This is a genomic window from Streptomyces sp. NPDC053673 (assembly GCF_055585225.1).
The window spans coordinates 159680-171144 of record NZ_JBVJKN010000003.1 but is presented as its reverse complement, the minus strand read 5'-3'; the positions used below and the strand labels follow the sequence as shown (position 1 = coordinate 171144).

3 protein-coding genes are annotated in these 11465 nt (G+C 73.0%); all 3 read left to right on the top strand.

Going from position 1 to position 11465, the window contains the following annotated elements; genetic code table 11:
• Positions 1-2: 2 nt before the first annotated feature.
• The 3 genes from ACZ6ZQ_RS06620 to ACZ6ZQ_RS06610 are packed head-to-tail and all read left to right on the top strand — an operon-like array spanning position 3 to position 11429.
• On the top strand, positions 3-6254 hold the full coding sequence (locus ACZ6ZQ_RS06620; RefSeq protein WP_469767457.1) for a beta-ketoacyl synthase N-terminal-like domain-containing protein: 6252 nt from the start codon (positions 3-5) through the stop codon (positions 6252-6254).
• On the top strand, positions 6247-7368 hold the full coding sequence (locus ACZ6ZQ_RS06615) for a DNA alkylation repair protein (RefSeq protein WP_469767456.1): 1122 nt from the start codon (positions 6247-6249) through the stop codon (positions 7366-7368). Before ACZ6ZQ_RS06620 ends, ACZ6ZQ_RS06615 begins: the two co-directional genes overlap by 8 nt.
• A complete protein-coding gene (locus ACZ6ZQ_RS06610; protein WP_469767455.1) occupies positions 7365-11429 on the top strand; it encodes an aminotransferase class I/II-fold pyridoxal phosphate-dependent enzyme in 4065 nt (1354 codons plus the stop codon). Before ACZ6ZQ_RS06615 ends, ACZ6ZQ_RS06610 begins: the two co-directional genes overlap by 4 nt.
• Positions 11430-11465: the final 36 nt, after the last annotated feature.

Here is an 11465-nt window from a genome sequence, read left to right as displayed (position 1 = left end):
CTGTGAGCGAGCTCGACAGCCACATCGCCGTGATCGGCATGGCGTTGCGGCTCCCGGGTGCCGAGGACGTCATCGACTTCGGGGCCCTGCTGAGGCACGACGGGGTCGAGGTCGACGAGGTCCCTCCGAGCCGCTGGGACCGCAAGCTGTACCTCGGGGACAGCGCCCACCAGGGCACGCATCACCGTGGTGCCTTCCTGCTGGACCCGTTCTCCTTCGACCACGAGGCGTTCGGCATGACCGCCGAGGACGCCGTCCTCCTCGACCCGCAGCAGCGCGTGATGCTCGAGGTCGGTGCCCGGGCCCTGGAGGACTCCGGTTACCTGAGGGCCCGTCGGCGGCTCGACGCGGGCGTGTTCATCGGCGCCCGTATGAACGCGTACGGGTTCGACCACGGGCGGGGCCCGGGCACCGACGACACGCAGGGCCCGGCCGGCGCCGCGGCACCCGGTTCTGCCGACGGGCCGCGGGCCGCCTCCCTCTGGGGACGGTCGCAGAACTTCATGGCGGCCTGGCTGTCCGACCGGTTCGACCTGGCGGGCCCGAGCCTCGTCGTCGACACCGCGTGCTCGTCCTCCCTGTCGGCCGTCTGGCTGGCCTGCCAGAGCCTGACGGCGGGGGCCTGCGAGCTGGCCGTCGTCGGCGCGGTCGACCTGCTGATCGACCCGCTCACGTTCGTCCTGCTCTCCCGCACCGGAGCCCTGTCCCCGGACGGCCTGTGCCGGACCTTCGACCGCCGGGCCAACGGCTACGTGCCCGGCGAGGGAGCAGTCGCCCTCGTTCTGAAGCCGATGAGGGCGGCACTGGCCGACGGCGACCTGGTCCTCGGCGCCATCGCCGCGACCGCGGTCAACAACGACGGCCGCACCATGGGCGTCACCTCGCCGAACCTGGAAGCCCAGGTCGAACTGCTGACCAAGGTGTACGAGCGGATCGACCCGGCGACCGTCCAGTATGTCGAGGCCCACGGCACCGGCACCGCCATCGGCGATCCGATCGAAGCGCGGGCGCTCACCGAGGTGTTCGGCCGGCTCGGCGTGCCCCGCAACTCCGTGGCGCTCGGCTCCCTCAAGCGCCGCATCGGCCATCTGCACTCGGCGTCGGGCCTGGCGGGACTGGCCAAGGTGATCGTCATGCTGCGCGACGGCATCGTGCCTGCGCTCACCGTCGAAGACCTCAACCCGCGCCTCAACCTGGCCGACAGCCCTTTCCACCTCCCCGCCACGCACAGCCAGTGGCCCGAGGCGTCCGTGCGGCGGGCCGCGGTGAGCGGATTCGGCTTCGGCGGGACGAACGCGCACGTCGTCGCCGAGGCCGTACCCCCGGCTCCGCGCGAGCGGGGCCGCACCGACGGGCCGTCCCGCGCGGTCCACCTCCTGCCACTGTCGGCCGACACCCCGTATGCGCTGCGGGAACTGGTTGCCCAGTGGATCGAGTTCCTGCCCACCGTGGCCGGCGACCTCGACGACGTGTGCGCCACCGCGCGGCTGGCGCGTCCGCACCGCTCCGAGCGGGTGGCCGTCTCCGGGACCGACGCCACGGAGCTGACGTCCGCCCTGCGCGCATGGCTCCTCCGGTACGACGCTCCCGACCCCGCCGCGCCCGGGTGGCTCGCCGTACGGGTCCGTCCCGAGGCGGACGAGGCACCCCCCGCCTGGCTCGTCGCCCTTGACCGCTCGGTCCCTCCCGTGCACGAGATCATCGGCCTGCTCGAGACGGCGACCGGTGTGCACCTGGCCGGCTTCTCCGGCGAACTGCTGCACATCAGTGAGGGAGTCGCCCTCACGGTGGCGCTGCGCGACGTGGGGCTGCCGGAGAGTGCGGTGGACCTGCCCCCGGGGTGGGAGGCGGTCCGGGACTTCGCCTGGGGCCGCGTACCCCTCGAAGAGGCGCTGGCCGACGTCCTCCGCCACGACGGCGACCCGGCCCCCGAGCCCGTGCACGAGCCCACTGCCGACGGCGAGCTGTGCGCCCGCCTGGCCCGGGCCCACGACGACCGGGAGGTGGCCGCGGTGCTCGCCGCGATCACCGCCGACCTCTTCCGGGCGGGCCAGGACATCGACTGGGCCGTGTACCAACGGGACACGGCGTGGCAGAAGCGCCTGCTGCCGTCGGCCCAGCCGCGCGGCCGGGCCCTCGACCTGCGCGAGCCCCTGCGCTCGCCCGAACCCGGCGCGCCCGCGGAGCTCGTGCGTAACGAGGGAGCCGCCGGATACGTCTTCGCGCGGGTCTTCGGGCCGGGCGAGGCGCCCGTCGCGCAGCACGCCGTCTACCGCAGGATCATGCTGCCGGGTGTGGCGTGGTTCGAGTTCCTGCGCGAGGGTGCCGCGTTGCGCGGCGAACCCTTCCACGGAGTACGGGACCTGCTGTTCCACCGCCCGCTGATCCCCTCCGGCGCGTGCCGCGTGGTGTGCCGCGTCGATGCGCAGGGGCAGTTCACGGTGGAGGACGACCGGAACGGGGGCCGCTTCGTCACCGGCCGGCTGCTGCGCGGGCCCGCCGCCGAGCCGGCCCCCGTACCGGTCGCCTCGCTGCTCGGTTCCTGCGCGGAGGTGCACGCCGGCTCGGGTCTCTACCGGTGGCTGCGGCGGATCGGCTACCACCACGGCCGCTACTACCGGAACATCTCCTGGGTGGCGGGCCTCCCGGACGGCGGCACGCTCGCCCGCATCGAGGGGCGGCGCCAGCGGGAGCTGAACGCGCCCGGCGTCCAGCTGTTCCCGGGTCTGCTCGACAGCGTCACCATCGCCGCGATCGCCCCGGACAACCCGGTGTTCGGCGCCGCCGACGCGTCCGCGTTCATTCCGCTCTCGGCGGGCAGGGTGGACGTCCACGGCCCGCTGGACGACGCGGCCTACGTCCGCACGGAGATCGCCTTCTGGAACGAGGAGGCCTGCCGCGTCACGCAGACGGTGACCGACGCGGAGGGCCGGCCGCTGCTGGTCTTCGGCGACATGTCGTCCAAGCGGGTGCCGCTGGAGGCGTTCAGCGGGGAGGAGGCGCCGGCTGAGCGAGCCGCCACGCCACTGCCGCTTGATCCGGCTGCGGCGCCCGGCGGTACGGCCACGAGTGGCAGTGCCGCCGCGACGGCACCCGGAAACCCGGCTGCGGCGCCGCTCACCCGCCCCACCCCGGCGGCGCGAGCCGACCGACCGCCGGCACCCGGGCGCGTGCTCGCCTGGTTCCTGGAACTGACGGGCACCTCCGCGGAGAACGCCGACACGGAGTTCCTGTCCGCGGGGTTCGACTCCGTCGGCCTCGTGTCACTGAGCGAGCGGATCTCACAGGAGTTCGGGCTGTCCCTCTACCCGACGGTCTTCTTCGAGTACCCGACGCCCCGCCGGTTCGCCGACTTCGTCCTGACCGAGGCACCGGACCTGGCCGCCACGCTGGTCCCCTCGCCCCGCCCGGCCGACAAGGCGTCAACGCCCGGCGAACCGCCTGCGCTCGACGAGGTGTCCATCGCACCCGGAACGCCCGCGGACTCGACGCCGACGCCCCGCCCACCCACCACAACGCCCGCAGCCCGCCCCGTACCCTCACCCGACCCTGTACCCGCATCCACGTCCACGCCCGGCGCCCCCCGCTCCCGCGACATCGCCGTCGTCGGCGCGGCGGTCCGCCTCCCCACCGCACGCACCCTGACCGACTTCGCGAGCCTCCTCCGCGAAGGACGGGACACCGTACGCCCGTTGCCCGACGGCCGCTGGATCCGGGCGCCGCACGGACCCGCTCCGTACGCCTCGTTCCTGGAGGCCGTGGACGAGTTCGACCCGGGCCCGTTCCGGATCTCACCCCGGGAAGCGCCCCTGATCGACCCCCAGGCGAGGATCGTGTACGAGACGATCTGGGAGGCCCTGGAGGACGGGGGACGGGCCGGCGAGCGGGCCGAGGGCAGCCGGACCGGTCTGTGGATCGCGTACAGCCACGACCACTACCACGAGGAGCGGGCGCGCCACGGCGTACCCGACGGCCGAGGCCTGGGCCTGGAGGCGATGATCGCGAACCGGCTGTCCTACCTGATGGACTGGCACGGCCCGAGCGTACTCGTCAACACCCTCTGCTCCTCCTCGCTGGTGGCCGTGCACACGGCCCTGCAGCACCTGCGCGCCGGAGACATCGACACGGCGGTGATCGGCGCGGTGCACGCCGCCATCAGCCCCGAGTACTTCCGCTCGATGGGCGATCTGATGGCCCTGTCACCGCGGCACCGTTGCCGTGCCTTCGACAGCACCGCCGACGGCTTCGTCCCCGGAGAGGGCGCGGTCGCCGTCGTCCTGCGACGCCACGACGACGCCCGACGGGACGGCGACCGGATCCGTGGCCTCATCAAGGGCGCGGCCGTGAACCACGGCGGCCGTACGACCCGTTACTCCGCCCCGAGCCCTCGGGCGCAACGGGACGTCGTCACGGAGGCTCTGCGGGATGCGGGTGTCTCGCCGGAGACGGTCGGGTTGCTGGAGGCGCATGGTACGGGGACGAGTCTGGGTGATCCGATCGAGGTCGACGGGCTGACCCGGGCTTGGCGGGTGCACACCGGTCGGGCGCAGTTCTGTGCGATCGGGTCCCTGAAGTCGAACGTCGGTCATCTGGAGCCGGCTGCGGGTCTGGCGGGTCTGGTGAAGGCCCTGCTGGCGATGGAGCACGAGGTGATTCCGCCGACGCTGCATGTCACCCGTCCCAATGACCACATCCGTTTCGAGGACACTCCTTTCTACCTCGCCGACCGTGTGCGGCCCTGGCCGCGTGGTGGACACCCGCGGCGGGCCGCGATCAGCGCGTTCGGCATGGGCGGTGTCAACGCCCACGTCATCGTCGAGGAGCCGCCGCCGGCGGCGCCCCGGGACACCCCGGCCCCGCAGGACAGCCACATCGTGCGGGTCAGCGCGGCGGACGAGGCAACCCTGCGCGACCTGGCCGGTGCCTACGCCGACCACCTGGCCGGCACCGCCGAGGACCGGCTCGGCGACTTCGCCCGTACCGCCAACACCGCACGGACCGCCCACCGGTACCGCACCGCCGTGCACGGCACCACCGCCGGCGAACTGGCCGCCCGGCTGGCCGAGGTCGCCTCAGGGACCACCCCGCCGACCCGGCACATCCGAACGGCCACAACCACCGCCTTCCTCTTCACCGGGCAGGGCTCGCAGTACGCGGGTATGGGCCAGGGCCTGAACGCGACCGAGCCGCACTTCCGCGACGCGCTCCACGAATGCGCCGACCTGCTCACCCCCTGGACCGACGTGCCCCTGCTCGACCTGCTGTACGGCGACGCCCGGCATCTGCTGGACCGGACCCGGTACGCGCAGATCGGCATCGTCAGCATCCAGGTCGCCCTGGTCGCGTCCCTGCGGGCGGCCGGGGTCCGGCCCGACGTGGTCGCCGGGCACAGCCTGGGCGAACTGACCGCGGCCTGGGCGGCCGGTGTGCTCACCCTGCCCGACCTGCTGCGGCTGACCGCGCTCCGCGGCGAACTGATGCATGCCCAGCCCGCCACCGGCACGATGGCCGTCGTCCACACCGACGTCCACTCGCTCACGGCCGAGCTGGAGGCGTACCCCGGCATCGAGATCGCCGCCCACAACGCGCCGCGCGTCCACACCATCAGCGGCCCCGAAGGGGTGATGGCCCGGTTCCGCGAGCAGAGCTCCTCCCGTGTGCAGCCCCTGACGGTCAGCCATGCCTTCCACTCCGCGGTGATGGAACCGGCCCTCGCCCCCTTCGCGGACGCGGTGGCCGCCACCCCGCTCGCGCCGCCCGCGATCCCCTTCGTCAGCACCCTCACCGGCACCTGGCACAGCGACGTCACCGTCACCGATCCCGGGCACTGGGCCCAGGCGATCCGCCGCGCCGTCCGCTTCAGCCAGGCCGTCACCACGCTGGCCGAGACGGACCCCCACGCCGTCTGGGAGATCGGTCCGCATCCGCAGCTGATCCCGCTCGCCCGCGCCACGCTCGCCGAGGCGCGCTCCGATCTCGACCCCGCGTGGATCACCACGCTCCAGCGGGGCCGCGAGGACCAGCCGCAGTTCCACGCCGCGCTCACGGCCCACCACAACCACACCGGCACGGACCTGAACTGGACCGGTCTCCACCACGGCAAATGCCAGAGCGTCACCACCGTCCCCGGCTACCCGTTCAGGCGCCGCCGGTTCTGGATCACACCCGGCGCGCCCGATGCCCCGGGCCCCGACACCACGACCATCGACAGCACCCACCCGCACGAGACGAAAAGGCCCGAGCACCATGGCTAGCGAATACGGACTGAAGCGACACTTCAACGGTGAGGCCGCGCGCCTCATCGGCGGCAAGGTCCACGCCGTCCACCCCGAGTTCGACGTCGAGGGTTACGCCGCGGAAGTCGAACAGCGCATCCCCGGCAAGGAACTGAAGGACCGCGTCCTCGTCCTGACCGAGGGACTGCGCACCCGGCTCCCCGAGGACTACCCCACCGCCGTGGCCGTGCTCGTGTCGATCCTCGGGGACGAACTCGCCGAGGGCGAGGGCATGTTCAACACCAGTTGGTTCCTCATGCCGGTGGCCAGGTTCGTGGAGGAGTACGGCCGGGACCACCCCGAGGTGTCCCTGGACGCCATCGAGGAGATCACCCGGCGCCACACCGGCGAGTACGCCATCAGGCCCTTCGTCGACGACCACTACGCGATGACGATGAAGCGCGTCGCGGAGTGGGCCCACAGCCCGAGCCACAACGTGCGGCGCCTCGCCAGCGAGGGGATCCGCCCGCGCCTGCCCTGGGCCCGCACCCTCGACGTCTTCGTGAAGGACCCGCAGCCCGTCCTGGAGATCCTCGAACCCCTGCGCAGCGACCCCTCCGAGTACGTGCGCAAGTCCGTCGCCAACAATCTCAACGACATCTCCAAGGACACCCCCGACGTCGCGCTCGCCACCGCGCTGCGCTGGCTGGAGGAGAGCCCCACCCCCGAGACGAACTGGATCGTGAAGCAGGCCCTGCGCACCCTGGTGAAGAAGGGCGACCAGCAGGCCCTGGCCATCCTCGGGGCGACGGGCGGCGAGCTCGTCCACGTGTCCGGCCTGCGTGTCACCCCCGGTGCGGTGGCCGTCGGGGACACCCTCGTCATCGACTTCACCGTTGAGAACGCCGACGACCGGGCCCACAGCGTCACCGTCGACTACGTGGTCCACCACGTGCGCAAGAACGGCCGCAGCATCCCCAAGGTCTTCAAGCTGACGACCCTCGAACTCGCCGCCGGCGAACGGCGGATCGTCCAGAAGACCCACACCCTCAAGGAGGTCCAGACCCGCCGGTACTACGCGGGCGAGCACGCCGTCGACATTCAGGTGAACGGCCTGGTCAAGGCCACCGAGCGGTTCGACCTCCGCACATGAGCGGCGCCCGGATCCACCTCGCCGCCACCGATCCGCTGGTCCACGACCACCGGATCGGTGACACGCCCGTCGTCCCGGCCGCCGCCCAGATCGACGCCGTGCTGACCGCCTGCGACGCCCGACGGCCCGACCGCGTGTGGACGCTGGAGAACGTCACCTTCCGCGCACCGCTGCGGGTGACCGGCCCCGGCGTCGACCTGACGGTGGTCACGGCCGACGACGGGCAGTGCTCGCTCCGTTCGCTCGACGCCGACGCGGGCGGCGCGCCGGTCGAGCACAGCACGGCGCGTGCTCGCGGGGTGTCCCTGCCGCCGCCCCGCTACGTCGACCTGGCCGGACTGCGGGCCGGCTGCACGCAGTCCGTCGCGCTGACGGACGTGGCGGCGTGGCGGCGGGCCAGCGGCATCACGTACGGGCCCGCCTACCGGGCGATCCGATCCGCGCACCGGGGACAGGACCGCATGATGGTGGTCCTGCGTGCGGACGACGACCTGCACGGGACCCGGTTCGTGCCGCCGCCCCTGCTCGACAGCGTCTTCCAGGCCCTGGGCATGCTCGACGGCGGGGCGGCCGGGGCATGCCTGCCCTGGTACGTGGGCCGGCTCGTGGCCCGGCGGCGGATCTCCGGCACGGTCCTCGCCCTCGTCGAGCGGGACGCGACGGCCGGATCCCGGGGTGGTGCCGTACGGGGGAGGGCCACCGTCTGCAACCAGCAGGGCGAGGTGCTGCTCGAACTGGACCGCATCACGCTCAAGTCACCTGCGGCACTAGGCCCTGTCCGGGCGATCTTCGAGGATCAGGCCGCGGCGTCAGATGCGGTGCATCGCAAGGCGGAGGATCGCCCTCGTACTGGACGTACTTGGGCGACTCCGACAACGCAGCGAGGTGCCGTAGCTGACGCCGCGGCCCCGACAAGATCGCCCGGACAGGGCCTGGCGCCGACCAGGGCGGCGGGGGAGCAGGGCCGATCCGCGGCGGGTTCGATCGAGACCGTCGTCTGGCGGGAGACCGGACCGGCCGTCGCCCCACGGGCGTCCGAAGGCGCCCTGCTGCTGGTCTCGCCGCAGCGGATGCCGGCGCCGGAAGGCCGGTCCGTCGTCCACCTGACGCCGGCGGAGCTGACCCGGGAGCGCCTTGACGACCTTCTCGACGGGAACCCCGTGGGCGCGGTGGTGTACGCCGCGCCGCGGGGCCTGGTGGGCGAGGACCGGGTGAGGGAGGCCCTGCAAGGTGTCTTCACCCTGGTACGGCGGCTCGCGGCACGTCCGCCGATGCCGGATCTGCTGATCGTCACCAGCGGGGCCCACCAGGTGGCGGGGGAGGACACCGTCGACCCGTTCATGACCTCCTTGTGGGGGTTCGGCCGCACCATACGCGTGGAACACCCCCGCACCACCGTGCGTCTGGTGGACCTGGAAGCCGGTGCCGACCTCACGGCGACCGCACTGCACGACGTGCTCGGACACGCCGAGCCGCAACTCGCCCGCCGCGCGGGCAGCTGGTACCGGCCGGCACTGGAACCGAGCGAGCGCGCACCGCAGCCGCCGTCCGACAGCGGCGCGCAGGCTCCCCGCTTCCGTGACGGACGCTTCCTCATCACCGGCGGCATGGGCGGCATCGGTCTGCGGGTCGCGGAGTTCCTGGCGGCCGAAGGCTGCGCCCATCTGACGCTCGTGGGCCGGACCGTCCCGGACGCGGGGGAGGTGCGGGCGCGGCTCGACCGGCTCGGTGCCCGCTGCGACCTGGACACCGTGGCCGCGGACGTCCGTTCCCTGCCGAAGGTGCTCGACGGCGCCGAACGCTACGACGGCGTGTTCCACGCCGCCGGAGTGCTGCGGGACGGCCTGGCCCGCAATCTGACGCCGGAGCAGGTCGAAGACGTCCTCGGCCCCAAGGTCGGCGGGGTGCACGCGATCGCCGACCTGATCGCCGGGAGCGGCCCGCCGGACTTCGTCGCACTCTTCTCGTCCGTGGCCTCCGTGCGTGCCAATCTCGGGCAGAGCTCCTACGCCACGGCGAACGCCTACCTGGACGGCTACGCCGCCCGCAGGCGCGCCGACGGAGAGCCCTGGTTCAGCCTCGGCTGGGGGCTGTGGAGCGTCGGCATGGGCGAGGTCATCGCCCCGAAGGCCGCCGCGCACGGCGTCCCGGTCCTCACGGCGGACAGCGGTGTCGCCCTGCTGCGCACCGTCCTCGGCCGTCCTCCCGCGCACTACGTCCTGTCCGCCGCCGCCAACGCGAAGGAAGAACCGATGACCGCTGTGACACCGGAACGCGGGCTGTGGCTGTCGCTGGCCACGGCTCTGAAGAAGGTCCTGCACGTCGATGACGTGGCGCCCGAGGACGATCTGCTGGAGCTGGGCCTCGACTCGATGATGGCGGTCGAGCTGTCCGCGTCCCTGTCCGCCGACGGCTTCGAGGTCGACCCGATGGTCTTCTTCGAGCACAGCACGGTCGGCGCGCTGGCCGGCCACCTCGAACCGTCGGCCCGTACGACCGCGGCGGCGCAGGCCCCGGCGACCGTGGCCACCGCGCCGGTCGAGGCCCCTACGGCCCCGGCCCCGGTGCCCCCGGCCCCCTTACGCCCGGCCCCCGTACCACCGGCCCCCGAGCGGGAGCGGCCGGCACACGCCGCCGCCGTGCACCGGAACACGGCCGACTCCTTCGTCCCCGACTGGGACCGCTTCCGCGACCCGGCACCCGCCCGCCCCGAGGACAGCCCGGCCCCGGCCCGCCCCCTCCCGGCCGCCACGCACATCCCGCACCCCGCGGAGGCGACGCCTCCTACGGCCCCGCCCTCCGAGGCGCCCCGCCCCGCCACCCGCACCCTCCGACGCACCCTCCCCGGCCGTCTCTCCAGCAGGCCCGACGGCAGCTTCCTGGACCGGCGCATCGACGCCCTCTCCGTGGAGGACCGCGTCGTCGTCGCCAAGGACGAGTACTTCTACGAGCCCGTCATCGAGGAGGCCCGGGGCGCCCGCATCAAGTTCGACGGCCGCTGGTTCCTCAACTTCGCCTCGTACAGCTACCTCGGGCTCATCGGGCACGACTACATCGAGCAGCAGGCGCTGCGTGCCGTGGAGCGGCACGGGACCGGCGCCCACGGCGTGCGGCTCCTCGCGGGCACCCTCCATCTGCATCGCGAACTGGAGCTCGCGCTCGCCCGGTTCCTCGGCACCGAGGACGCCGTCGTCTTCTCCAGCGGCTACATGACGAACGTGGCGACCGTGGGCGCGCTGGTCGGCCCCGGCGACGTCATCATCGGCGACGTCTACAACCACGCCAGCATCCTCGACGGCTACCGGCTGTCGGGCGCCAAGGTCGTCACATACGCGCACAACGACCTCGCCGACCTGGAGCGCGCCCTGAAGAAGGTGGGGGACGCGGGCCGGCTGGTGGTCACCGACGCCGTCTTCAGCATGGACGGCGACGTGGCCGATCTGCCGGGCATCGTCGAGCTGTGCGAGCGGTACGACGCCCCGCTCATGGTCGACGAGGCGCACAGCCTCGGCGTGCTCGGCCGCACCGGCCGCGGTATCACCGAGCACTTCGGCATCGACCCGGCCCGCGTCGACGTGAAGATGGGCACGCTGTCCAAGACCGTGCCCAGCGCGGGCGGTTACGTCGCCGGATCGAGCGACCTCGTCTTCGCGCTGAAGAACAACGCGCGCGGCTGGATGTTCTCCGCGGCCGCGACCCCGGCCCAGGTCGCGGCGGCCAGGGCGGCGATCGAGGTGATCGACGCCGCGCCGGAACGGCCCCGCGAACTACGGGCCAGGACCGCCCGCTACCGGGAGCAGTTGCGGGCGCTGGGCTTCGACACGCTCACCAGTGAGACGCCGGTCGTGCCGATCATCTGCCGCAGCGCCGAGCAGGCAGGCGCCATGGCTCGCGCGTGCCAGCTCGACGGGCTGTTCGTCCAGCCGATCGTCTACCCGGCGGTGCCGCGGACGCTGCCGCGGCTGCGGACCATCGTCAACCTCAGCCACTCCGAGGCCGACCTCGACACGGCCGTGGCGACGCTGGAGAAGGCCGGCCGCTCCTGCGGCCTCATCACCTGACCACGGACTCGCACACGGACCCAGGCGCGGAGCGAG

Bases quoted from the DNA above. Each gene is read 5' to 3' on its own strand.
- ACZ6ZQ_RS06615 (WP_469767456.1), top strand. From the start codon at position 6,247: ATGGCTAGCGAATACGGACTGAAGCGACACTTCAACGGTGAGGCCGCG.
- ACZ6ZQ_RS06610 (WP_469767455.1), top strand. From the start codon at position 7,365: ATGAGCGGCGCCCGGATCCACCTCGCCGCCACCGATCCGCTGGTCCAC.